The sequence below is a fragment of the Chryseobacterium sp. CH25 genome (assembly GCF_004119455.1).
In the GTDB taxonomy this organism is placed as follows: domain Bacteria; phylum Bacteroidota; class Bacteroidia; order Flavobacteriales; family Weeksellaceae; genus Chryseobacterium.
Genome location: NZ_NRQT01000007.1, coordinates 93,194 through 118,352, shown reverse-complemented (window position 1 = coordinate 118,352; position 25,159 = coordinate 93,194). Strand labels below are relative to the sequence as shown.

At 36.5% G+C, this 25,159-nt stretch carries 20 protein-coding genes, 5 tRNA genes and 1 pseudogene; 16 read left to right on the top strand and 10 right to left on the bottom strand.

The window, feature by feature from the left end:
• Positions 1-93 precede the first annotated feature (93 nt).
• The 7 genes from BOQ64_RS16670 (at position 94) to BOQ64_RS16640 (ending at position 8,460) form a co-directional block, all read left to right on the top strand.
• Positions 94-348, top strand: coding sequence for a ferrous iron transport protein A (locus BOQ64_RS16670; protein ID WP_129058869.1), 255 nt, complete (start codon positions 94-96; stop codon positions 346-348).
• Positions 348-2,381, top strand: coding sequence for a ferrous iron transport protein B (gene feoB, locus BOQ64_RS16665; RefSeq protein WP_129058868.1), 2,034 nt, complete (start codon positions 348-350; stop codon positions 2,379-2,381). Before BOQ64_RS16670 ends, feoB begins: the two co-directional genes overlap by 1 nt.
• A gap of 218 nt (positions 2,382-2,599) precedes the next feature.
• A complete protein-coding gene (locus BOQ64_RS16660; RefSeq protein WP_129058867.1) occupies positions 2,600-3,613 on the top strand; it encodes a DUF4421 family protein in 1,014 nt (337 codons plus the stop codon).
• 70 nt (positions 3,614-3,683) lie between these two features.
• Positions 3,684-5,066, top strand: a complete 1,383-nt coding sequence (glmM, locus tag BOQ64_RS16655; protein WP_129058866.1) for a phosphoglucosamine mutase — start codon at positions 3,684-3,686, stop codon at positions 5,064-5,066.
• A gap of 44 nt (positions 5,067-5,110) precedes the next feature.
• Positions 5,111-5,536: a Crp/Fnr family transcriptional regulator gene (locus BOQ64_RS16650; protein ID WP_228448434.1), complete on the top strand. Its 426-nt coding sequence runs from the start codon at positions 5,111-5,113 to the stop codon at positions 5,534-5,536.
• 363 nt (positions 5,537-5,899) lie between these two features.
• On the top strand, positions 5,900-6,859 hold the full coding sequence (locus BOQ64_RS16645) for a zinc-binding alcohol dehydrogenase family protein (protein WP_129059764.1): 960 nt from the start codon (positions 5,900-5,902) through the stop codon (positions 6,857-6,859).
• Positions 6,860-7,077: 218 nt separating this feature from the next.
• A complete protein-coding gene (locus BOQ64_RS16640; RefSeq protein WP_129058863.1) occupies positions 7,078-8,460 on the top strand; it encodes a tetratricopeptide repeat protein in 1,383 nt (460 codons plus the stop codon).
• 382 nt (positions 8,461-8,842) lie between these two features.
• Here the strand turns inward: BOQ64_RS16640 and BOQ64_RS16635 are convergent, their stop codons facing one another.
• The 3 genes from BOQ64_RS16635 to BOQ64_RS16625 form a co-directional block, all read right to left on the bottom strand.
• Entirely contained in the window at positions 8,843-9,721 is an 879-nt protein-coding gene (locus BOQ64_RS16635; RefSeq protein WP_129058862.1) for a DMT family transporter, read from the bottom strand.
• Positions 9,708-10,361 carry a leucyl/phenylalanyl-tRNA--protein transferase gene (aat, locus tag BOQ64_RS16630; protein WP_129058861.1) on the bottom strand — a complete coding sequence of 218 codons (654 nt, stop codon included), beginning with the start codon at positions 10,359-10,361 and terminating at the stop codon, positions 9,708-9,710. The genes BOQ64_RS16635 and aat overlap by 14 nt, the downstream gene beginning before the upstream one ends.
• Positions 10,362-10,423: 62 nt before the next feature.
• Positions 10,424-10,801 carry a DUF3127 domain-containing protein gene (locus BOQ64_RS16625; RefSeq protein WP_065395975.1) on the bottom strand — a complete coding sequence of 126 codons (378 nt, stop codon included), beginning with the start codon at positions 10,799-10,801 and terminating at the stop codon, positions 10,424-10,426.
• Positions 10,802-10,981: 180 nt separating this feature from the next.
• Between BOQ64_RS16625 and BOQ64_RS16620 the strand changes: the two genes are divergently transcribed.
• The 5 genes from BOQ64_RS16620 to BOQ64_RS16600 all read left to right on the top strand — a co-directional run bounded on the left by BOQ64_RS16620 (position 10,982) and on the right by BOQ64_RS16600 (position 11,570).
• A tRNA-Leu gene (locus tag BOQ64_RS16620) sits at positions 10,982-11,063 on the top strand.
• Positions 11,064-11,067: 4 nt separating this feature from the next.
• Positions 11,068-11,143: transfer RNA gene (locus tag BOQ64_RS16615), tRNA-Gly, on the top strand.
• 6 nt (positions 11,144-11,149) lie between these two features.
• Positions 11,150-11,233 (top strand) — tRNA-Leu (locus tag BOQ64_RS16610).
• A 122-nt stretch (positions 11,234-11,355) separates the two neighbouring features.
• Positions 11,356-11,437: transfer RNA gene (locus BOQ64_RS16605), tRNA-Leu, on the top strand.
• A gap of 49 nt (positions 11,438-11,486) precedes the next feature.
• Positions 11,487-11,570, top strand: a tRNA-Leu gene (locus BOQ64_RS16600).
• 149 nt (positions 11,571-11,719) lie between these two features.
• Here the strand turns inward: BOQ64_RS16600 and BOQ64_RS16595 are convergent.
• Positions 11,720-12,331, bottom strand: a complete 612-nt coding sequence (locus BOQ64_RS16595; protein ID WP_129058860.1) for a helix-turn-helix domain-containing protein — start codon at positions 12,329-12,331, stop codon at positions 11,720-11,722.
• 186 nt (positions 12,332-12,517) lie between these two features.
• Here BOQ64_RS16595 and BOQ64_RS16590 point away from each other — a divergent pair, with 186 nt between their 5' ends.
• From BOQ64_RS16590 to BOQ64_RS16580, 3 genes are read left to right on the top strand one after another with little or no spacing between them, the layout of a single operon-like run.
• On the top strand, positions 12,518-12,883 hold the full coding sequence (locus BOQ64_RS16590; protein ID WP_129058859.1) for a hypothetical protein: 366 nt from the start codon (positions 12,518-12,520) through the stop codon (positions 12,881-12,883).
• Positions 12,884-12,926: 43 nt separating this feature from the next.
• The gene (locus BOQ64_RS16585; protein WP_129058858.1) at positions 12,927-14,342 is read left to right on the top strand and encodes a PLP-dependent aminotransferase family protein; all 1,416 of its coding nucleotides are present in this window, start codon (positions 12,927-12,929) and stop codon (positions 14,340-14,342) included.
• Positions 14,343-14,355: 13 nt separating this feature from the next.
• Positions 14,356-14,841, top strand: coding sequence for a GNAT family N-acetyltransferase (locus BOQ64_RS16580; RefSeq protein ID WP_129058857.1), 486 nt, complete (start codon positions 14,356-14,358; stop codon positions 14,839-14,841).
• A gap of 76 nt (positions 14,842-14,917) precedes the next feature.
• Here BOQ64_RS16580 and BOQ64_RS16575 read toward each other — a convergent pair whose 3' ends face one another.
• From BOQ64_RS16575 to BOQ64_RS16550, 6 genes and pseudogenes are all read right to left on the bottom strand, one after another.
• A complete protein-coding gene (locus tag BOQ64_RS16575) occupies positions 14,918-16,771 on the bottom strand; it encodes an alkaline phosphatase family protein (protein WP_129058856.1) in 1,854 nt (617 codons plus the stop codon).
• Between the two features lie 475 nt (positions 16,772-17,246).
• On the bottom strand, positions 17,247-17,915 hold the full coding sequence (locus tag BOQ64_RS16570) for an HAD-IA family hydrolase (RefSeq protein WP_129058855.1): 669 nt from the start codon (positions 17,913-17,915) through the stop codon (positions 17,247-17,249).
• Between the two features lie 6 nt (positions 17,916-17,921).
• Positions 17,922-19,076, bottom strand: a complete 1,155-nt coding sequence (locus tag BOQ64_RS16565; protein ID WP_129058854.1) for a TIGR03364 family FAD-dependent oxidoreductase — start codon at positions 19,074-19,076, stop codon at positions 17,922-17,924.
• Between the two features lie 11 nt (positions 19,077-19,087).
• Complete coding sequence (locus BOQ64_RS16560) at positions 19,088-20,386, bottom strand: DUF5690 family protein (RefSeq protein WP_129058853.1); 1,299 nt, start codon at positions 20,384-20,386, stop codon at positions 19,088-19,090.
• 11 nt (positions 20,387-20,397) lie between these two features.
• Positions 20,398-23,223, bottom strand: coding sequence for a TonB-dependent receptor (locus BOQ64_RS16555; RefSeq protein ID WP_129058852.1), 2,826 nt, complete (start codon positions 23,221-23,223; stop codon positions 20,398-20,400).
• A 434-nt stretch (positions 23,224-23,657) separates the two neighbouring features.
• Positions 23,658-24,226, bottom strand: a pseudogene (locus BOQ64_RS16550) (helix-turn-helix domain-containing protein).
• A 222-nt stretch (positions 24,227-24,448) separates the two neighbouring features.
• On the opposite strand from BOQ64_RS16550, the gene BOQ64_RS16545 reads away from it, so the two are divergent.
• Positions 24,449-25,156, top strand: a complete 708-nt coding sequence (locus BOQ64_RS16545; RefSeq protein ID WP_129058851.1) for a response regulator transcription factor — start codon at positions 24,449-24,451, stop codon at positions 25,154-25,156.
• The last annotated feature ends 3 nt before the right edge of the window (positions 25,157-25,159 follow it).

Below are 25,159 nucleotides of genomic sequence, written 5' to 3'. Positions count from 1 at the left end.
CAGTAATGTATTTGGGTTGGTTTTTTTATAGGCGGAACGTTATTTAGATTAAATTTAAATAGCGTATATTTGCACTACAAAAAAATCAGGGCTTTGAAAGAGAAACAATTACATAAATTAAGTGGATTTCCTAAAAACAAAATGGGAAAGATATTGGGATATGATAATGACCATCTGAAAATGCCCAATAAAATCATTGAAATGGGACTCCTTCCGGAGACCATTTTCAGAATTTTGTACCAGGCTCCGTTTAATGGACCAATGTATGTGGAATTTGGAGCAGAGAAAAGCCGGATTGCTCTTCGTGAGGAAGAAGGAGATTATATCATTGTTGAAGAATTGAATTAATGCAGGCAAACAAGAAAAAACAGATACTTTTAGTTGGGAATCCTAACGTAGGGAAATCAACGGTTTTTAATGCACTTTGTAATAAAAAGCAGAAAACCGGAAACTATGCAGGAGTTACCGTTGCAAGCCATTCGGGAAACTATACACATAAGAATGAAGACGTTGAAGTGATTGACCTTCCGGGTTCTTACAGCGTTTATCCGAGCTCAGAAGATGAAGCTATTTTCTCAAAATACCTTCTTGATGAGCAGAAAAACTACGCAGGCGTTGTTTATATTCTTGAAGCATTAAGTTTAAAGAGAGGTCTTCTTCTATTCCAGCAGATTCAGGATCTTGGGATTCCGATGATTCTGATCGTCAATCAGATTGACCAGGCGGAAAGAAGAGGTATCACCATAGATATTCAGAAGTTTTCAGAAGCATTGGGGATTAAAATTATCCAGACCAATGCCAAGGAGCAGATTGGGATCAATGAAGTGAAAGAAGCTGTATATAACAGTGATTTTGTAAAAACAGATAAAGCATCTTTTGAAACACCGAACGAACACAGAGATTTTATTCAGAAATTAGTATCTCATAAAGGATTTGATAATGAATATAAAGCCTGGATGAGCCTTTCAATGGGGACAGATCTTGGTAAAATAGAATCTGTAATGGATCAGATTAATGAATCTGAAGCTAAGAGCTTGGTTCCAAAAAGATTACAGGTTCAGGAAACGGTTAGAAGATACCAGAATGTAGATAAAATACTGGAGAATGTGATCTCCAAAAAGCCTCAGTTCAAAGAATTGTTAACGGAAAAGCTGGATAAAGTTTTAGTTCATAAATTCTGGGGATATGTGGTTTTCTTATTGATTTTATTAATCATATTTCAAAGTGTTTTCTTCCTGGCAGAATATCCGATGAACTGGATTGAAGAATCTTTCTCATGGTTAGCAGCATTTACCAGCGAGCATCTTCCGGAAGGGCCAATCAATTCTCTGATATCTAACGGAATTGTTCCGGGAATCGGAGGGATTGTAGTGTTTGCCCCGCAGATTGGTATTCTTCTGTATTTCCTTTATCTGTTGGAAGATTCCGGATATATGGCAAGAGTGGTCTTCCTGATGGATAGGCTGTTACGTCCTTTTGGACTGAACGGGAAAAGTATTGTTCCCCTTGTTTCAGGAACAGCGTGTGCAATTCCAGCAGTTATTTCCACAAGAAATATAGAGAACGTTAAAGAAAGATTGTTGACGATATTGGTAACGCCATTCATGACGTGTTCTGCAAGACTTCCAGTATACAGCATCATTATTGGGCTGATTATTTCAGAGGGATCATTTTTAGGAATAAAATATAAAGCTCTGGTACTGATGGGGATGTACCTGTTAGGATTTCTGGTAGCATTATTCTCTGCAGCTATTCTTAAGAGATTTATTAAAGATAAAGGGAAAACCTATTTAGTAATGGACCTTCCTGCTTATAAAAAGCCACTTTTCGGATATGATCTTAAAATGGTTTTAGGTAAAGTATGGGATTTCATTACCGGAGCAGGGAAAATAATTTTCATTGTAAGTATTATTATCTGGGTATTAAGCTATTTCGGACCTAGACAAAAGGCAGATGAGTTTGTAGCTTCAGATGTTCATTTGGATCATTCTTACCTAGCTAAAATGGGGAAAGGAATAGAACCCATAATAGAACCATTGGGTTACGACTGGAAAATGGGAGTAGGAATCCTTACCAGCTTTGTAGCAAGAGAAGTATTCGTAGGTACCATGTCAACGCTTTATAGCCTTGAAGATGATGCTCCGGAAGTAAAAGTGATTGATAAAATGAGAAGAGATGTAAAGCCAAACGGAGAAAAAGTCTTCAGCTTTGCAACAGGAATTTCAGTTCTTCTTTTCTATGCATTTGCAATGCAGTGTGTTTCTACACTGGCAGTAGTTTATAGAGAAACCAAAAGCTGGAAATGGACAGGCTTTCAGGTGGCTATGATGACAGGTTTGGCATATTTTGTGTCGATGATAGTATATCAAATTTTAAAGTAATGGATACTTCATTAATTTTTCAATACGTACTGATTGCATTAATAGTGGCATTTGCCTGCTACTCCTTATTCAAGGTGCTTAAAAAGAATTTTGCACCCAGTAAGTTCGATTCTAAAAGATCGGGGTGTGATAAAGACTGCGGCTGTTCTTAACATAGATTTCAATGGTAAATTAAAAAAAATGTAGTATTTTCATTTTTTTAATTTAAAATATTCAGATTGAATCTTATAAGGGTAGGAATTGTTGTATTGTTTTCTTTGTTGGCCATTCAGGTCAATGCACAGAAAGATACCACAAATATTAAGTCTTATGCAGATCAGGTGATGATTCGGGCCAATCTGGATACCAATATTGAAAGCTATATTTTTACAGAAGGAGAGAAGGAAAATGCAAAGCAGCAGATTTTCTCTATCAACAATAAGACAAAAGTTTCACTATCCATTGATTATAGGATTATAAGTGCCACTTTATCCTTTGCACCCAAATTTTTTGAAGGAAATCAAGACAACGATCTGAAAGGAAACAGTTCTTATACAGACTTCAGTTTCAGATTTTTCCCCAAAAGAATTATTCAGACTCTTTATTACAAGAATGTCAAAGGCTTCTACATTGAAAATATGAAAGAGGTCTTTCCGGATTGGAAAGAAGGAGATCCCTACACCCAGTTTCCTGACCTTAGAGTACAAAGTTTTGGAGGGTCTACTTCTTATGTTCTCAATAAAGATTTTTCCGCAAGAAGCATCTACACTCAGGGAGAATGGCAAAAGAAGAGTAGTGGCAGCTGGATTCCATTTCTTGATTATGATCTTACTATTTTCAGAAATAAAGTAGAAGAACAGAGTCTAAAAGAGACCCAATATAAAATTGGAGCCAATATGGGTTATTTCTACAATTGGGTATTGGGAAAAAACGTAAATATTGCACCCTATTTAGCACTTGGACTTGGTGGGAAATTTTCTACATACCGAAATGTTCAGGGTGACGGCACAAGAACAAATGCCCAATATCTGACCTTAAGAATGGAAGGAGGCCTGCATGTAGGATACAATACGGATAGGTTTCTGTTTGGCGGGAAAATGAATTTCAGTGCCTATGCCTATAATCAAACCCGAAGTCAGGTGGTACAGAATAACAGTGTATACGGTTTGTTATATGTTGGTTATCGTTTTGCACCACCCAGAGTAGTCAAAAATACTTATGATAAAATTCAAAAAAAGATCCCGGTTTTATAAGAGGACTGTCTTTTTAAGTATCTTTGTTTCGCATAAAAAATTACACTAATCAATTAGAAATAAAAACAGAATGTCGTTAATAAAATCTATTTCGGGAATTCGCGGAACCATTGGAGGTAAAGTAAATGATAACTTAACGCCTCTTGACGTGGTAAAATTCGCTTCCGCATTCGGAACATGGCTTCAGAATAATAAAAATAAAAAAGACTTAACCCTAATCATCGGAAGAGATGCCAGAATCTCAGGACAAATGGTTTCTTCACTGGTTACAGCTACATTACAGGGATTAGGAATCAACGTGGTTGATTTAGGCCTTTCTACAACACCTACCGTTGAAGTAATGGTTCCTGAGTTAAAAGCAGACGGAGGAATTATTCTTACGGCGTCTCACAATCCAAAACAATGGAATGCGCTTAAACTTTTAAACGAAAAAGGAGAATTCATCACGGGTGAAAACGGAGCAGAAGTTCTTGCTTTAGCAGAAAGTGAAGATTTCAACTATGCAGAAGTAGATGATCTTGGAAAATACGAAACAAGAGACGATGCTTTTGATATCCATATTCAGCAGATTCTTGATTTACCAATGGTAGACGCTGAAGCTATTAAAGCAAAAAACTTCAAAGTGGTATTGGATGCTGTAAACTCTACAGGAGGAATCGCCATTCCAATGTTATTAGATAAATTAGGTTGCGAAACCGTTAAATTATACTGTGACCCAACAGGTCATTTCCCTCACAATCCTGAACCTTTAAAAGAACATTTAGGAGATATCTGTGAGTTGGTAAAAAAAGAAAATGCAGATCTTGGAGTTGTAGTAGATCCGGATGTAGACAGATTAGCCCTTATTGATGAAAAAGGAGAAATGTTCGGTGAAGAATATACTTTAGTTGCCGTTGCAGATTATCTGTTGAAAAATAAAAATGGTGCAGCAATTTCTAACCTTTCTTCAAGCCGCGCTTTGAGAGACGTTGCTCAGTCTCACAACTCAGAGTACTTTGCCAGTGCAGTAGGAGAAGTGAATGTAGTAACTTTAATGAAAGAGAAAAATGCTGTAATTGGAGGAGAAGGAAACGGAGGAATTATCTACCCTGATCTTCACTACGGAAGAGACTCTTTAGTAGGTGTGGCATTATTCTTAACTCATTTAGCAAAGGAAAATAAAACCGTTTCTGAATTAAGAGCAGGATATCCAAGCTATTTCATGGGGAAAAAGAAAATAGAACTGACTCCGGAAATTGATGTAGATGCAATCTTAAGCAAAATGGAGAAAGAATATGAAAACGAAGAAGTTTCTACCGTGGATGGTGTTAAAATAGACTTTGAAAACGACTGGGTTCACCTTAGAAAATCCAATACAGAACCTATCATCAGAATTTATACAGAAGCTAAATCTCAGGAAGAAGCAGATAAATTAGGAGATGATATCATTGCTAAGATTAAAACTTTAATTTAAATATATATAAGAACGGACTTGTTCCGTTCTTTTTTTATACTAGAATGTTTGAACACATAAAAAACAAATTTCCTTTTCCCAAAGAGAAATGGAAAAAGTTTATAAGCAGCTTTGAAAGAATAGAAGTTCCTGCTAAAACCCTGCTTCTAAACGAAGGAGATGTGTCCAATAATGCCTTCTATCTGGAAAAAGGAATTGTAAGAGCTTGGTATAATAATGATGGTAAAGATGTTACATTCCAGTTTTTCCTGGAAAATACAATGTTTTCTTCTCTGGAAAGCTTTAAAAAAGGCCTTCCCAGCATGGTCTCCTTTGAAACGGTAGAATCCTGTATTTTATATAAGATTAAAAAGCCTGATGTAGAAGCATTTCTGGAAGAAGTATATGAAAACCCTGAAATGAGAACCTTTTTTATGGACGCCCTTTTTGAGAGAATCTTCGATTATATGAAACATTTTTTTCATTCATAAAAGATACTCCACAACAGCGTTATCTCCAGCTTGCTCAGCAAAAACCTGAAATTATCAAAAGAGTTCCCCAGCATTATATCGCTTCTTATTTGGGAATCACAACAGTGCATCTCAGTAGGATAAAGAGTAAAATACTGAAAGAAAAACTTTCTTAAGGCAGGAAGCTGGAAGCAGGATGTTTCTTTATAAGCATAATCATTAAGGAGCTTAGCGAACCTGGCGTTTTAAAATCCCTTGTTTGTAATTATCAACTTAAATAACTTCCATCCTCCCGCTTCCAGCTTCCATCGTCTTCAAACTGATAACAAATGTTATCGTCCTGCCGCTCTTTCAACTTATAATTTTGTATAAAAATTTAAAGCAATGAAAGCAGCAGTAGTATTTGAAACAGGAAGCACTCCTCAATATGCAGATTTTCCAGAACCGGAAATATCAAATGAAAGCGAAGTATTGGTCGCTGTAAAAGCAGCATCCATCAAAAATCTTGATAAAGCAAGGGCAAGTGGAAAACATTATTCTACTGAAAATGAAATCCATAAGCCAACTGTTATAGGTTCCGACGGAGTAGGATATCTTGAAGACGGATCAAAAGTGTATTTTTTCAGTAAAAAAGGAACCGTTGCAGAAAAAGCAGTAGCCAATCTACAAATGATAGTACCTATTCCCGAAGATCTTGATTTCTTAATAGCCGCAGCCCTTCCCAATGCAGTAATGGGATCAGCAATGGCATTAAAGTTCAAAGCAGGAATACAGCCCGGAAATGTTGTTCTGGTTAATGGAGCTACAGGAATTACGGGCAGAATTGCTGTACAGATTGCGAAAGTATATGGAGCCTCAAAAATTATTGTCACCGGAAGAAACGAAGAATCTCTGCATGCACTTCGTGAACTGGGAGCGGATGAGGCTGTCTCACTACATTTAAATGACGAAGATTTTAAAAATAGAATAAAAGAGATTCATCATGAAAGTCCCATTGATATTATTATCGATTATATCTGGGGCCATTCTGTGGAAATGATTTTATCTGCATTGAAAGGAGACGGAACATTTTCCCACAAAACAAAACTGATCACTATTGGCGGAATGAGTGGAGACAACATCCAATTATCGTCACAAATTCTCAGGGCAACAGATATTCAGATTTCAGGATCAGGGTTAGGAAGCTGGACAAAACAAGAATCAGCATTGTTGTTTTCAGAAATTATTCCTGAAATGTTTCAGGCTGCCGTAGAAGGAAAAATAAAAATAGAAACAGAAAATGTTGATATAAAAAATATCGAAGCTGCCTGGAATGCGGAGATACAAACAGGAAAAAGCTGGTAGTAAGAATTTAACCCCAATTTCCTTTTTTTATCCACAATCCTTTTATCGGTTTTCTTTTTTACTATTTTTATAATAGAAATTTATGAACTGGAAAATTCAAAAAAAAGTTGCAACTTTGCATAAATATTTGAATATCAGTTTCAGATATATTATTAATTAATAAAGTTTGCCGAGGTCTGTAAGTAAATTCAGGCATTGGGCCGACGAAGAGGACACTATTGGAAGAGTATTTTGGAAATGAACTTGTAAAAAAGTTCGAAGAAATGATGGAAAATAATGACGAATTCTACTTCGATACCGAGGAGTTGGAAGATATCATTGTTTATTATTTGGAGCTGGGTGATTTTAATTACGCTGATATGGCCGTTAATTATGGACTGAAGCTTCACCCCAATTCATTAGATATCAAGATCAAAAGACTTGAAATTCTTCTGGAGTGGGAAGAATATAATACGGCAAAAGATCTTATTGATGAGCTGAAAGGTTCTTCTATGGAGAATACAGACTTTTTAGTTTGCTATGCCAAGTATTATTCGAGTCTGGGTAACCCTAGAAAATCCATTGAAATCTGTAAAAAAGCCCTTACGCTGGAGGAAGAAGAAAACTTCCTTCACAACTTTATTGCAGACGAGTATGTAAATCTGGGAGACCCTTTTAACGCTCTTAAACATTACAGAAAAGCACTTAAAGAAGATCCTACCGATGAGTATTCGTTGGAAAATGCAATGGTGTGCTTCAGTGATCTGAATAAGAGCGAGGAGGCGATTGCCTTTCTTAATGAATATTTAGATGAATTTCCTTATTCCGAAACCGCATGGTTTGAATACGGACAATTCTATTTCAACAGAAAGAACTTTGATGAAGCGATAAAAGGATATGATTATTTATTAGCCATCAATTCAAATTCTGTAGGAGTATATGCCAATAAAGCAGCTTGTTATGAAGCTTTAGGACAATACCAGAAAGCCATTGAAACTTATGAGGAAATGCTTGAACTGGAATATACCAAGGCGTTTACTTTCTATAAAATCGGATTGTGTAATAAAGCATTAAAGCAACCTATTTTAGCTTTAAACTCATTTCAAAAATCGTTGAGAGAAGACCCTCAGTTCTATCTGGCCATGATGGAACAGTCTTATTTATACGAAGAAATGGGTGGAATGTCTGAAGCCCTTTATTTTGCAAGAGAAGCAACCCAGCTGAATGAAAATAATCTTGATTATCAAAAAAGATTAGCATTTCTGTTCATTGATTCAGGAAAATTTGAAGAAAGCCTTTCCTGTCTTAAAAAACTGGTAGATGCAGAACCATCAAGATTTTACAACTGGTATGCCTATTCAGAAGTTCTGATGCTTGTAGGGGAATATGAAGAAGCTGTTACTGTTTTAAATGCTGCCATAAAGCATCATAACAGAGCAGAGTTGTATTATCAGCTAAGCAACTGTTTTTTCAACCTTAAAGATCAGGATAAAGGAATAGAATCCCTTCAGAAAGCTTTAGATCTGGATCCGTCTCTGGTTAAGGATATGCAAAAGAAATATCCTTTCATCAAAGAAGAAGTAAAAAAGGTGAAAGTGAGTAAAGTGAAGAAAAAGAACTAAACGTACCCTAAATAATAGAAAAGCCTGCAGAAATGCAGGCTTTTTTATTGATAAAAAAGGTATTATAAATCTGAAGCTAAAAGAAAGTTATAAGTCTTCCTTTGACTTTTCCAAACTGAAATACTATTATTTTTAACGCTAAGAATACACAAAGAAGTACAAAGCTGTATGGATATTTTTCGTTCGCGAAGGCACTTCGTTCAGCTAAGAAGGTGACCATCGCTAAGTGAAACGCCTTTGCGAACGAAATTTTTCCATTTTTTATTAAAACCTCTGCGAACTCTGCGTTAAAATAATACCGAAATAGTTATAGTAAGTAACCTTTTAATTATATGACTAATAGTGACTTCCAGCCTCCCTCTTCCAGCTTCCTATCTTCAATCTATTTTTTCGGATTACTTCTCAGAAATATCAATCCAGCTATAATAATTCCTGCCCCTACAAATTGCATAATACTTAGCTTTTCACCGTCAATTATCCCCCAAATAATAGCTACAATAGGCATGATAAGAGTAACGGTTGAGGCAAAAAGAGGAGTGGAAACCTTTAATAGTCTATAATTCATCGTCATTGCAAGCCCGGTTCCGAAAATGGAAAGTAAACTTACAAACATTAATCCAAGCATATTGTCCTTTGAAAAACTGAATTCAGAAAAGAATCCCGTACTCGTAAGTGCAATAATAGAAGGAAATAATAAAACAAATGAAAATATAAAGGAAGATAAAACGATGGATGAAACGTCCATTAATTTCGATTTCACGGTTGTTGTACTGAGAGCGTAGCATAAAGTGGCTAATAATAGCAATAGTATTGGTATGATCTTAAGTTCACCACTATCACCACCACCAAAAGCGAGAATACAGACTCCTGTAAAGCTTATAAGTACTCCTATAATCTGTTTTTTCGTAGTTTCAAACTTCCATACCAATGCACCTACAATAATGACGAAAATGGGCATCATTGAGTTAATGATTCCCGCAATACTGCTGGATATCTCTTTTTCTGCAATCGGAAAAAGGAACATAGGGATAAAATTTCCGGTAAGTGCAGCCAAAATAAGCCACTTTATGTGTTTTTTCGGAAAAAATTTATAATTAGAAATGGCAACCGGAAGCAAAATAATACCGGCAATAAGCACTCTGAGTGATCCTACCTGATACGGATTAAAATGATCCAGTGACTTTTTGATCAAAATAAAAGAAGATCCCCAAATAATGCTTAGGGTAGCCAGAAGAAGCCATTTTTCTTTATCTGCGTTCATTGTTTTCGTGTAAGATTTTTAAAAACTCTTTCTTAGCAATCATTTTTGCTCCCAAACTCTCCAGGTGGTCGGTATGAGATTGACAGTCAATTAATTCGATCTGATCTCTGTTGCTTTCCACAAAATGAATAAATCCTGCTTTTGAGGCATTACTGACTTTCGCAAACATACTCTCACCGCAGAAAACATTTCCAATCTGTAAACCGTAAAAACCACCTACAAGCTCTCCATCCTGCCATACTTCAATACTTCTGGCAAGGCCATATTCATGAAGTTTGATAAAAGAATTCATCAGTTCATCGGAAAGCCATGTTCCGGATTGTCCTTTCCGTTGAGCTTGCTGACAGTTTTTAATAACCTCTCTGAAATTTTTGTTCTCCGAGAAAGTAAAAACATTCCTGTTTAATATCTTTCTCATTGATTTGGAAATTTTTATTTCATCTGGTACTAAAACAAATCTCGGGTCCGGGCACCACCATAGAATTTCCTCTCCCGGATTGTACCACGGGAAAATTCCTAGCTGATAAGCGAACCAAATGCGTTCTATAGACAGATCTCCACCATAGGCAATAAGCCCATCATGTCCATCATACACTTCCGGATCAGGAAATGAAATCTCGTTTTCGTCTAGTCGGACCATTTTTTAGAAAAAAAATCCCACTTTTAAGAAAGCAGGATTTATATTTGATTTTAATTCTTCAATTAGAAAGGTAAATCATCATCGTCATCTCCGGCAAACGGATTCTCGTTAGAAACAGGAGAAGCTGATTGCTGAGGCATAGCCTGAGTAGGTTCAGATCCATTGTCAAAAACTTTCTCTACTCTCCATCCTGTAATAGAGTTGAAGTACTTCGTTTCACCTTGTGGAGAAACCCATTCTCTACCTCTGATGTTGATTCCTATTTTTACGTTTTCACCTTCTTTAAGGTTATCTAACAAACTAATTTTATCAGATAAAAATTCTATGTTTATCGGCTGTGGATACTGTTCCTGGGTTAAGATAACCAATTCTCTTTTTTGAAATCCACTTGCAAATGTTTGAGTTTCAAAAAGTTTCTTTACCGTTCCTTGTAATTCCATATTGTAATTATTAACGTTGTAAAAGTAAGAAAATGAAATGTAATAATAGGTGCCGCAGAAAAAAAATCTGGAAATTTTAATTTTTTTCTGGAAAAAGTTTGGAGGTAAAGGAAATTGTCCTATATTTGCACTCACAAAAACGAAGCAAGCTCTTTAAAAACTTACAATATTAAAAAACCAGCGGATGTGGTGTAATTGGTAGCCACGCCAGACTTAGGATCTGGTGCCGTGAGGCGTGGGGGTTCGAGTCCCTTCATCCGCACTATGCGAAAATAGCTCAGCTGGTAGAGCACAACCTTGCCAAGGTTGGGGTCGCGGGTTCGAATCCCGTTTTTCGCTCCACACCATGCCCTGGTGGTGGAACTGGTAGACACGCAGGACTTAAAATCCTGTGTCCGCAAGGACGTACGGGTTCAAGTCCCGTCTGGGGTACAAAGCCCTCTGTATCTTTACGGAGGGTTTTTTGTTTTAATAGAGAGAGTGATCTTTTAAATAAATTTCTTATATTTGTAAGAATTATCGATTGTATCTGCGGTGGCAGAGCAATATAACTAGCGGATGTGGTGTAATTGGTAGCCACGCCAGACTTAGGATCTGGTGCTGTGAGGCGTGGGGGTTCGAGTCCCTTCATCCGCACAATACGAAAAGGATTTGTTTTCAAGTCCTTTTTTCGTACCACACACCGGCCCTGGTGGTGGAACTGGTAGACACGCAGGACTTAAAATCCTGTGTCCGCAAGGACGTACGGGTTCAAGTCCCGTCTGGGGTACAAAACCCTCTGTATTTTGAATACGGAGGGTTTTTTGTTTTTATATTATCCTGTGTCAAGGAAAATCATATTTTGAAAAAAGCCCCTTACTTTTTATTGTAAGGAGCTTTTATAATGATATTTTTATCTGCAAGTATTGTAGTAAAAAATTAGTTTTTAATTGTTTTTTCCAGCCTTTCCAGCCTTTCAAAGATATCAATGAAAATATTCTTCTCAGCAGTAGAGACATGGCCCACAATTTTATAAAGATTCTGATCGCTTGAAGCTGTAGCATACTGTAAACTGTTATTGGAATACTCAAGCAGATGACAGGAAGAATCCTTTTTAAGATCAGCCTTATTTAGAAATAAAATGTCTCCGTAATAGTATGGAGAAAGGGGTTTCTTTTCGGGAGTAAATTCATAGATGAGATCTACGGATGCCCGTATTTTTTGAAGGATAGCATTGCTTTCCGAGGTATTCATTCTTAGACTTTCCGCTTCTTTTTCTCCAGTCGCTTCCAATTCCGGGAAAAGCATCAGTTGATTGGTTTCTGAAACATTGGCCAGATGACTTTCCTGAAGTTCTTCGGTGAGGAGTTTTTCCAGGTTAAGATTAAAATGACTGGCTACCTTTAGTATGGTTTCAATCTTTGGTTCTGCACGGCCTTCTTCATAAGAACTGATCACGCCTCTGTTTAAATCAAGTAAATCAGCAAATGTCTTTTGGCTCAAACCTTTAACCTGTCTTATTTTCTTAATGTTCGTTCCAAAGAAGCTCATCTCTTTCTAATCTTTTTTACAAAGATAGATGTTTTGAAAAGAGTGTTACAAGCCGCTTTGACCGGAATCTTTTTATATTATTTATATACAATGAATTAATAAATTCTGTACCCATAATATTCTATACTTCTGTATCTGTGTCCAAACTTAAAGACTCCATAATTTTGCTCTGTTAAGAAGAATACTATGGAAACCAATATTCAATATCAGGAGCAGCTTCAATATGCAGAAGTCTATATTTCAGACATGTTGGTGCTAAAAAATATATTTCTGCAGGTACAGAATACAGGAAAAGTAAGCTCGGGCTTTGGGGTTCCTTTTCTGTTGGCAAAAAAGAAATCTGAAATTATTGCCTTTGCAAGTCTGGTTATTAGTGAAAAAGGGAGTATTGATTTTAAAATCTATGATAAAGCAGGAGTTCAGAATCTAGAAAAGAACAGTTTTATTAAAAGAGTGGAAAGCTATTTTAAAAAGAATAATGGCCCTAATTTTCGCAATCCAGAACAGCTTAAAAACAGTATTTACAGGATGGTTACTTGGTTAAACCAATAGTCCCAAAGGGATAAAGTTGTACATTTACTTAAAACAGTGATCGATGCCTAAAGATGTTCTTTACCTTAAAATAGCGAATTCAGTTACTGAGCAGATCAAAAGTGAGACGCTGCAGTTTGGGGACAGGCTGCCTTCATTAAGAAGTGCTCAGAAACTATATAATGTTAGCTTAAATACTGTTAAACAGGCTTATATGGAGTTGGAGAGCCGTTCCCTTGTGGAATCAAAGCCTAAATATGGATATTATGTGAGCCAGACTTCTCAACGAAAATTAGCATTGCCTTCTGTGGCAAAGATGAATGTTTCAGAAGTGAAGAACAGCCCGGAAGATCTTGTCGGGAAGGTGTTTGGATCTATTGCAGGAACAGATGTCACACAGTTTGCTCTTGGAATTCCTGGAAAAAGCCTTCTTCCTGTTGCCCAGATGAAGAAATGCATGATTAATGTGATCAAAGGGAAACACGACAGCGGAACCAATTATGAACCTGTACAGGGAAGCGAAAAGCTCCGTAGAGAAATTGCGAAGTGGTCTATAGTGATGGAAGGGAAAATTACAGAAGATGATCTGGTGATTACTTCCGGTGCGATGAACGGAGTCTACAATTGTCTGATGGCCGTTACTCAACCAGGAGATTCTGTAGCTGTGGAAAGTCCTGTGTATTTTGGAATTCTTCAGGCCATTCAGCTGTTGGGATTGAAAGCGGTGGAAATTCCTACGCATCCAATTACAGGAGTAGATTTGAATGCCTTAAAAAAAGTGCTTCCAAAGCTTTCTGCCTGCTGTTTTGTAGTAAATTATAATAACCCGTTGGGCTTTCAGATGCCGGATGAAAATAAGAAAGAACTGGTAAAAATGCTTACTGAGCATAATGTTCCTTTGGTGGAAGATGACGTATACGGAAATATTTATTTCGGAGCGGGAAGACCAAAACCATGTAAATTTTATGATGAAGCCGGAATTGTAATGTGGGTAGGTTCGGTGTCTAAAACTCTAGCACCTGGCTTTCGTGTAGGCTGGGTGGCTCCGGGAAAATTTAAAGAAAAAATTATACGTCAGAAGTTGGTGCAAACTGTATCAAGCCCATCCTTATTTTCTGATGTGATTGCTGATTTCCTGGAACATGGCCGCTATGATCATCACTTAAGAATGTTCAGAAAGAAGCTGTATGCCAATTATTTGCAGATTCAGAAGTCTGTGATGCAGTATTTTCCGGATAATACCAAAATTTCGGAACCAAAAGGCGGATTTATGCTGTGGCTGGAACTTGACAAAAGAATATGTACAGAAGATTTGTATGATGAAGCAGTAAGCCAGAAACTGAATTTTGCTCCGGGAAGAATGTTCTCACAATACAACCAGTATCAAAACTGTATGCGATTAAACTATGCCCTGGAATGGACAGACCGTGTAGAAAGCGATCTGGAAAAACTGGGAAAAATGATAAAAAACAGAATTTAATAAACCTAAAGCGATGAATGATAACAATAATGAAGTAAAAATTATAGCCTACGAACCTCAGTATAAAGAAGCTTTCAGAGCCTTAAATGAGGAATGGATCAAAACATTTTTTGTTATGGAGCCCAGTGATTATAAGTTGCTGGATAATCCAGAAGAACAGATTATAAATAAGGGAGGATATATTGCTTTTGCTTTGTTGAATGGCGAACCAGTAGGAACTTGTGCCTTGGTAAGAGCTCATGAAGAACCTCTTGCTTTTGAACTGTCAAAAATGGCAGTAAGTCCTAAAGCACAGGGGAAGAAAATCGGGTATCTTCTTGGGCATGCTCTTGTTGAGAAAGCTAGAGAACTAAAGGCAAAAAAAGTATTCCTGGAAACCAATTCCATATTGGTACCTGCTATAAAACTGTATGAAAAACTAGGATTTAAGCATACTGAAATTACTAATCCTGGTTATGATCGGGTAGATGTACAGATGGAGTTAGACCTTCAATCTTAATAAAAAAAATATTGGAACTTGGATGGTAATATCTTTGTTCCAATATCAAAATTTAAATCTAATTGTTTTTCTTTTTTTATTTCTTGATAAAAGCCTTCGTCAGAGACTTTTTACTTCCATTAAGTTTAATAAAGTACATTCCGGCTGGAAGCTCTTCAATATTGATTTTTTCATCATAATTTCCATTGAAAGATCTTAAACTTTTGTTGGAAACCAAGGATCCTTTCATATCCATAATTTCAGCTTTAATTTCCTTATCCTCCGATTGATAACTGATGTTGATTTGTGTAGAGGAAGGATTAGGATATACTTTAAAATCTTCAGCTGTAGTTTTGATTTCTTTGGTTGATAATACCTGTTTTGAACAATCAGGGCCTCTGTTTGTGCCATCTATTCCCCATGAAGCCTGTACCGGAATACAAAGCCAGTTCAATACTGTTGGGAAGTGATCCGTTTCTCTTGTTGTTGTGGTATAATCATACACTTTGAATGTGTTTGAAACATTGGCCGCATAGGTTGGAGAACCTGTAATAGTCATGTGATTAGCATTAGGACTTGAATCTGCTAACGAACTTCCTGACGATTCATTACATTTCCAATTGGCCAATAACTGAGCATAATAAGGATGTGATGATGTTATATCCTGGTTGGCCCAGTTCACAATTACATCATTCGGAAGCGCAGATTTCCAGATTCTTACATCTTTATAAGAAGCGGCAAGATTAACACTGTAAGTATTTGTTCCATCCTGGTTTAATGTGAGTGGAAGTATAGAATCAATATTTCCGATGGTATTCATTTTAGCAAAAGTAACCGGAACGCCGTCTTCGTATAAAGTAACAAGACCGTCTCTGTCAAAGCTTGCAGCAATATGTTTCCATTTATTGGTTTCTATTTTTCCACCTACAAGATCAATGCGGTTGGTACCATCTGCAATATTCATTTTAAAGGTCTGCCCGGAGTATCCTGAGAAGATAATTCCTTTATTTTTTCCATTATTCCAGTTTTTATTTCCTAGAAATACAGGATCACTTGTGTAGGTGGCGTTTGGTTTTACCCAAAATTCAATTGTGAAATCCTGATTTGATCCGAAGTTGAAAGACGTTTGATTTGATGGTTTTGCATAAGTTCCTGAAGGAAGGTTAAGTTGATTGAATGTTTTATTGGACTCAAGAATGGTTTTACTGATCTGCTGAGGAGTAAATCCTGGATTCGAATAAATGGTAAAAATATTTCGCTCAGAAAGGTTTCCACCACCATGAGAGCTGTCCACAGCACCATGATCTGTTGTTAAAACGACCAACCAATCTTCATTGTTGTAAGTTGCTCTGTTTTTCATTGCAGTTACAATTTCTCCAATATAGGCATCTGTAGTCTGAATAGAAGAAACATATTGTGGAATGGCAGAAGAAAACCCATAAGAATGTCCTGCATGATCCACATCATCAAAATCTAAGAATAGAATATCCGGATTATCATTTTGTAAGGCATTTACAGCAGCGTTTTTCACCGCAAGATCGGTCGATAGATTGGTTTTTACATCTGCATTCTGAATAATTTTATCATTCACAGGAGCCCAATGAGCCAGTGAAATAGTTCTCAGATTAGGGTTATGACTTTCCGCTCTGGTTAGAAAGTCAGGATAATTCGCATAATTTGGACTGGTAAAATTATTATCCTGTACATTGTGTTTGGTATGCCATACACCAGTAAGCATGGTACTCCAGCCATTTCCGCTCCAGGTTGTAGCAGCGCATAAACCGTCAAGAGAATAGATGGATTGATTGATGAGGTTTTTGATAGTTGGGATATTGGCAGACATCATCACATCTGCACGGCATCCGTCGATACCGATAAAAAGAACTTTTTTAGTTTGAGCTCCAAGGAAACAGCTCATTACAACAGCCATTGAGAATAGTTTTGTTTTCATGGGGATAAAAGGTTTTGAAAAGTAAAAGTTTACAAATAGTAATTTATTTTTTAATAATTGTAAAATTAATTTACTATTGTAAAAATATGTGAACTGAAAATTAATTAATTGATAATTAAAAAGTTGCTTTTATAATGAAGTGCGAGAAATAAATTTAGTATTGTAACTATTATAATATTAATGTTTTAATTGATTTTGGAGGCAGTCTGTGTGTTGCAGTGCCGCTAAGGATTGCTGAAAATTTAAAAGTTGACTAATATTAAAAATTTGACATTTGTTATTCTGAGATTCTTCATTACGTTTCACTCCATTCAGAATGACAGTGAGCAAAATTTTCAACGAAGGTAAATATCCAGTCGAGAGAGTGATAATTCCCCTCTTCTGGAGGGGTGGCAAATCGAAGATTTGAGGGGGTGGTTTAAAAAAGACACAAATGCCTAGTAAAAACATTTGTGTCAAAGTATAAAGCAAGTATTTAAAGAATGTTTTCTGCTTCAGAAATGGTATTAAAAATATAATCAGGTTCAGCTTTTTCAAGTTCTGATTTGCTCTGAGCTCCTGAAAGGACAGCAATCGTTAATCCACAACCTGCGTTTTTCCCTTCTTCAATATCAATTACGGAATCTCCGGCTTTCAAAACCTTTTCCGGCTCCTGAATATTGAATTTTTTCATAGCCAGATGGATCATTTCAGGACTTGGCCTGCTTTCTGAAACATCATCCGCTGTGATTAAGGCATCAAAATGTACATTTTCTTTCCATTGCAGTTTATCTAAAAGTTGTTGGGCAATTTCAGACGTGTAGCCTGTATTAAGGACTACTTTTTTATGCAAGGACTTCATTTTAAGGAGAAAATCTTCCGTTCCGTTGATCGGTTTTACCTCAAGATTCTGGTAAGCCTCTTTTAATTTTCCAGAGAAGTTTTCAAAAATAAAGGCTGCCTCTGCCTCATTTCCATTGATATTTTTTAATAAACTGGTGATGGCCTCCAGTTTTTCCATCCCGGCACAAGTAATAAGTACCTGTTCAAGGCTTACCTGATAGCCATGTTCGTTAACAGCCTCGGTTAAGGTTTTATATACTACATTATCTTCATCCACTGTTGTTCCGGCCATATCCAGAACCAATAATTCTATATTTTTCATTGAAATTTATGCGTAAATTTTGTCTATGTTAAACTTAGAGAAGCCTCCGCTTCCCGTCATTCCTTTTCCTCCGATACCCGTTACAATATGAATATTAGGAGATGGGCTATGCTCAAAAATATCTTTAGTTTTGCACTGAGAGTATACCCCAAACCATCTTCTCTGGATTTCATAAGTGGGAAGATCGATGATTTTCTTAGCTTCATGAATCATGAATTCGTCAATTTCCATATTTAAATCAAAACCAAGATCATCAGCATTCTTCGCATCCGCATATTCGTGAGAGTCTCCAAGAATGATGGAGCCGTCCAATGCCTGTTTGAAAAGGATGTGAACTCCAAATTTCTTTTCAAATGAATTTTGATCTTCTAATGATTTGATTTTCTGGAAAGAAGCACATTCGCTAAATGATTCATACCGTCTTATTGAAAGCCCGGTCAGGATATTTCCCGGAAGAGAATAGATTCCCTGAGGCTTGGTTTGAAGCATCTGAAGTTTACTCACTTGCAAATCACTTTCATTGAATACGTTAGGATATAAAGTTTTGAACTCATGTCCACCACAGATAATGATCTTAGATGCTGTATATTCTTCTCCGTTTGCGGTGATAACTGTGCATTTTTGCTCATCCTCATGGGTTTCAACAACAGTGGTGTTATAAATGATCTGCAATCCCATTTTTTCCTGTAAAAGCTTGTGAAGTTTTACAATCATATCCGCAGAATCTACAGAAAGCTCTTGGGGAAAGAATAATCCACCTTTACAATAATCAGAGCGAAGACCATCATATTTCTTGATGCAGTCATTTTTGGATAATAAAACAGATTCATAATCATTGTTTCTGTTGATTTCATACAGTTCTTCAATAAGCTGAAGTTCCTCATCATTGGAAGCGATGTAAACAGAACCGTTTTGTCTGATGGTAAGATCTGCCTGGGCATGAAGTTCATTATATATTGAAAGACTTTCTCTTCCGAAGTTTTGCCATTTAAGATCCATACCGGAAGGAACAACCTGCCCGAAATTTCGTACAGTGGCACCTTGAGGAATGGAGTTTCTTTCCAGTAAAGCTACTTTCAGATTTCTCTTCAGTGCATGATAAGCATGGAATGTTCCTAAAATTCCGCCGCCTACTACGAGTAAATCAAATTTTGTTTTCATTGTACTATAATTTATAAGATTTTCGACGTATCGAAATTGATGTATTGATTAGAGTTTGAATTAGGTTTTTCCTTCTTTCTGAAAGCTAAAAAAGCAATAACAGAAAGAATTAAAACACTAATGGTGATAATATAATTCAGGCTGATATAAAAATTAAGCCATGAAGTCTGAGCCGAACCGAAGTTTTTATACAGCAGGATCAAAACGCTTCCCAGATATCCAAAAGAATCTACAATATAGATCAGGAACCCTACATTTCCTTTAATATCAAAGGCAGCGATCATCCTGTCAAAGTAAATTCCATTAAACGGAATATAGCAGATGTACATTCCGAAACCGGAAACGGTCATCCATAAAAAAGGAGATAAAGCATTCTGCTGAAATAAGTAAGTAGAAAGCCCTACCGTTAAAATTCCTGCAAAAAGAATATAGTGATAGTAAGCAAACGCCTTTTTATTGTTTTTTACTTTCACCATAAAGCTCAGAATCAGAAGAACCATTATTGCAATAGGAATTTCAGTCAGGGTAAAAATAGAGCTGTCGAAAGTAAAATGAAGCCCGTCCCAGATCTCGCGGTTAAAATTATCCCTGAAATCTCTTAAAACAGTCAGGCAGATGTAGAGAAAGATAATGCAGACAATGGGAACAAAGAATTGCTGAACAAGAGCTTTTCTTTCAGCTCCGTTCAATGGCTGCCTTTTGCTTTTGAGCATAACATCCTCTTCGCTGGGCTTGGGAATTCTTTCTAACAGGAGTCCGAAAAGAAGTAAAGGAATAATAAAAATCAATCCTGCCGAAAATGGCATCCAGAATTCTGAAATAGAAAAGGTATCCATTAAAAACTTTCCTACAGACTTCGTAAATCCTGAAGAAACTACAAAACTCGAACAAAGGAAAAGCCCGATGATTTCAGTTGTTTTTCGGCCTTCAATGTAGGAAAAGACAATCCCCCAGATCATTCCTAGTGGAATTCCATTCAGAAACATAAACACAATATTGTAAGGAGCGGGTACTACTGCGAATCCTAATAAAGACAGTTCTGCGATGGAGATAAAAGAGAATAAGTAAGTCAGTCTTTTCGCTGGTTTTAGTTCAGAAATAAACTTAATTCCGATAAACTTTGAAATAAAATAGCCTACAGCCTGTGCAATGATAATCAGGATTTTGTAATCAACCCCGAAATAGGAAAGACCTTCAAAAGAAGCTACTGTAAAAGGTTTTCTGAAACCGTACATGCAGAAGTATACACCAAAGGCGGCAAAGGCGGCCTTTAGTGTTACTATTGTTTTTTTATTGATCGTTCTGGCCATTTTGTGATGGTTTAGAAGTTCAGTTTTATTCCAAGGTTACATCGTACTCCATAATATTCTACCTGCTCAGGGCGGTCTTCGTTTTTACCAAAGTGGTAGATAAGAGGTTTGTTCAGAATATTGTTGATATCCATATACAGCCCTATGTTTTTGGTGAATTGATAAGAGCCTCCGAAATCTAAGCTGCTGTATTTCCCGTAGTAAGAATCATTGATGTCGTCCTCAGCATATTCTACAGCGTATTTTCCTTTATAGTTGTAGGCTATTCTGGCATTGAAGCCTTTTTTCTCGAAGAATAGCTGTACGTTATACAACTCTTTAGCCTGATAAGGAAGGGCTACCTTTCTTCCGCTTGGTTTTTCCATTTCAGAAGTCATGAAGGTGGCATTCACCTGAGCTCCGAAATATTGTAAGAAGCCTGGTAAGAAGTCAAATCTTTTGTTGATGCCTAATTCAATACCACCTAACCAAGCTGCATTTCCGTTGTTAGGGGCAGAGAACTGTACTCCGTGCATTCCATTATACTCTCCAATGAAAGAATCCTGGAAAATTGGATCTGTAATGGATTTATAGAAAACACCACCGCTTAAGATTCCGACATTTGAGAAATAATATTCTCCCATCAGGTCAAAATTCAATGAGTAGGTTGGATTAAGATTGGGATTTCCACCTTTGAATTCATTATCTGCTTCACTATAAGTTCCTCCTGGTGTTAAATCTCCGAAATTAGGTCTTGAAAAAGTTCTTGTTGCCGCAAAACGGATATTCGTTTTATCATTTAAGGTATATTTCAGATGAAGCATAGGAAGAACAGCCAGATAATTTTTGGTATGTTCTACCGGAGTGAGCACATCATCAATCACATTATATCCTTTTACCTTTGTATTGGTGTTGGATAATCTGATTCCTCCTAAAAGAGTGATCTTATCATTCAGTTTGTAGGTTGCCATTCCAAAAGCATCGGCGTGTTTTTCAAAAACATCAAAATTTCTTCCTAATGCTTTATTGTACTCTAATGCCTCGGAATCAGTAGTATTGATCTTCAATTTTCCCTGATTGTCATACCAGAATTGGTTCATTCCTCCAGTAGAGAGTACAGGTCCGAATGTATTTCCGATATGAGCATTCATTTCACTCAAATACTTTCTTCCATTTGGCTGGGTTGTAATAAATTGAGCATAATCTGATAGGACAGGAGCTGCTCCGTTGCTCCAGTTGTAGAAGATATCAGAGAATTTGGCATTACGTTCCTTATCCCTGTATTTGAAACCATATTTTAAGGTCAGTTTATCAGAAGCATTGATCTCATGATTGAAAGCTGCTACAATCTTATCTTTTTCCTGTACGAAAACCTTGTAAAATTCAAGATCGGTAAACTTCATCTGAGTAGCATCCATCTTAAAATCAGGATTGCTGTAGAAGCCAAATAAAGCATCAGGGTTTTTGTAATCTAATTTTCCTCCATCTGCCTTCCAATAAGCTCTGGGACCATTTCCACGATCAGAAATATAATCTGGATTAATGCCAACTCCGGATTGGGTGTACTTAATTACATAATAAGAATTGTTCTGTTTATCAGGGATGTTTCCGTATTTAAACTGATTGTCGTAATAGGATAAATCCCAGTCAATTTTTCCTTTATTTAAATTGTGAACCCCACCTAATGAAACTGATGTAAGCTCCGTAATCAATAAGTTATGAATGTTCTGAAGTTCTACTCTGGCTGTATTATTAGCCGAACTGAACTTATCAAACCTTACTCTATGTTTATAATGGGTTTCATCGTCAGATAAAGTTCCATACATTCCTTTCAGGTATAGAGTATTTTTGGGAGAAAGAACATATTCAAATGCAGCATTAATTCCGGTTGTCTTTCTTACCCCATTGTAATCACGAAGTTCCATTCTGAAAACGCCTTCATCACCACTTCTTCTTGCTTCAAAATTATCGGTTGACCAGTTTCTGATGAAATGCGCAAAGTTGAATAAATACCCGAATTTTTTATCCTTCGTTCTTCCACCATACAATAAACCTAAGTTATAGACTCCTTTATCCGCTTTAGCATTGTAACCGCTTCCTAATGTGGCTTTAAACTCTGTTTTCATAGGCGGAGTCTTGGTTATAAAGTTAACGCCGCCACCAATTCCATCTGCTTCCAGATCAGGTGTAAAGGATTTGTTGACATGAACATATGAAATTAGTTCCGTTGGGAAAAAGTCAAAAGCTGTAGCTCTGGAAGTAGTTTCTTCTTCTGCTGTAGGAAGCCTGTTCCCATTGATGGTTGTGGATGCCCAAAATGGCGGAAGGCCTCTTAAAGAAACGAATCTTCCCTCTCCCTGATCTCTTTCAATAGAGACTCCCTGTACACGCTGTACAGTTTCTGCAGCATTTCTATCAGGAAGTTTTCCGATTCCGTCAGATGCAATAACATTGGTAATATTGATCGCATTTTTCTGTAAGTTTAAGGCTCTTGCCTCTGTGTTTTTTAATGTTCCGGTAACCACAACTTCATCAATACTCTTTCTGGGCTGGGAAAGTTTTATGGTACCGAGATCTGTAGTTTCATCCGTTTTTAAATTAACGGTGATATCAGTGGATGTGTAACCAATGTAGCTGATCTGTAAACTGTATTCACCTTCTTTGATGTCATTAATTGCGAATTTTCCGTCAACATCAGTGGTTATACTTTTGGATGAGCCTTTTATTTTGACAGTTGCACCGGGAAGCGGCTGACTGTCGTCAAGAACAGTTCCTATAATTAACTGCTTTTGTGCTGAAACAAGGGTAACGAGACAGACAGAAGCAAGGGTAAGTAATTTCTCTAAATTTGTTTTCATTTTTACATATATTAAATTTTTTATGCAAATCACGCTAATAATTTTAATATATATAAATATTTCGTATTAAGTATTGATTAACAAATCAGGACTATTTATTACCTGAATTTTACTTTCTGAGTTTTTATTGATGTGAAAAATAAGGGTGATGGTTTTTGGGTAAATAGTTTCTTTATAGGATGTTGAGGGGTAATTGAACTTCAATTCTCTAAATTGAAATTTTCTGTTCAGATGAGGTTTCTGATTAACATACCGTTCATTTTAATCAAAAATGAGAAAACTAAAAGTTTACAAATAGTAAACTTTTTGATGAGAGACCATGATAAGGTTACTTGTAAAATAATTTTTTCGCCACGAATGCACGAATATTATAATGAATACAAAGCTTTTAAAAACGATGTATCTATGTGGCTAAAAGCTTTGTGTAATTGAATCTAAGCGGTGTAAAAATAAAGAACAAGCATCACGCAGCTTTCATTACTGATGCTTACGGGAACGTGTGGAAACTTTCCATTAAATATAAAGAATCACCTTCTTTCATGATGACCTCCTCATTGTCAATAATGTATTTTACTTCTCCTTTCAGAATATATTTGAATTCCCAGGCATCGGTAATCACCTTTTCCCTTTTAGAATTGGGTTCAAGTGTAAGCAGTACCGCCTCAAAACCTAGTGAATGAAGACTTTTGCTGAAAATATGCATGTATTTAAAACCTTCAGCTTCAACTTCTTTTTCTATAACCTGCTGGCTTTCTTTAGGAACATAAATAAATTTTGCATTGGATTTTTTCTCTACTCCCTCAAAGAAATAGCTGGCATCAATATCCAAAGATTGAATAAGGTCCAATAAAACAGGAAGCGAAGGAATCGTTCTTCCATTTTCGATACGGGAAACAAGACCGTTACTTACATTAGCTCTGAAAGCCAGTTCGTTAATAGTTAGGTTGTTTTTCTTCCTGATATCTTTTAATCTTTTTCCGATACCTATTAAAAAGTCATTCATGCTATAGTCAATGAAAAGCAAAGGTAATATTATTCTATATAGGTTGTATGGCAAAAAGAGGAATTCACGAAAAGGTAAAATGATAATCAATAATCTTCAGTTCTAAATGGTCTTCAAGAAACATCCAGCTTTCAGCCTCCCTCTTCCAACTTAAAAAGCTTTTCCTTTATACTCCTATCCCAATAAAATTTCCCTATTTTTGTAAAACTCCTTATTTCATTTATGAAAAAAATAATTCTCATCGAAGACGAAACCAGTGTAGTATCCTTTATTAAAAAAGGACTTCAGGAAAACGGATATGAAATTTCCGTGGCTTTTGACGGGCGTACCGGTGTACAGCTGGTGCAGGCCAATGATTTCGATTTGGTGATTTTAGACATTATGCTTCCGGAAATGAATGGATTGGATGTCTGTAAGGAGATCAGAAAAACCAACCAAAGCGTTCCGATTTTATTCTTAACAGCCTTGGGAACTTCTGAAAATATCGTTCTGGGACTGGAAAGTGGTGGAGATGATTACTTGGTGAAGCCTTTCAAATTTATTGAACTGGTAGCGCGTGTAAAGTCTTTGTTGAGAAGAAGTCATAATAACGTTCCACAGGAAATTGTTGAACCAGAACCTGATAATGAACATGTGTTTCATTTCTCTGATTTAACGGTCAATGATTATGCTAAAAAGGTAACCCGTGCCGGAGAAGAAATTACCCTTACTTCTACAGAGTATAAGCTATTGCTTTACTTCCTTAATAACCCTGAAAAAGTAATTTCCAGAGCTGAAATTTTAGATGCTGTATGGGGAGTAAACTATGAACTGGGAACCAATGTAGTAGATGTTTATGTAAATTATCTAAGGAAAAAGTTGGATGATAGAGATGATAATAAATTGATTCATACCGTAATAGGAATGGGATACGTTCTGAAAAAAGCTTAATGG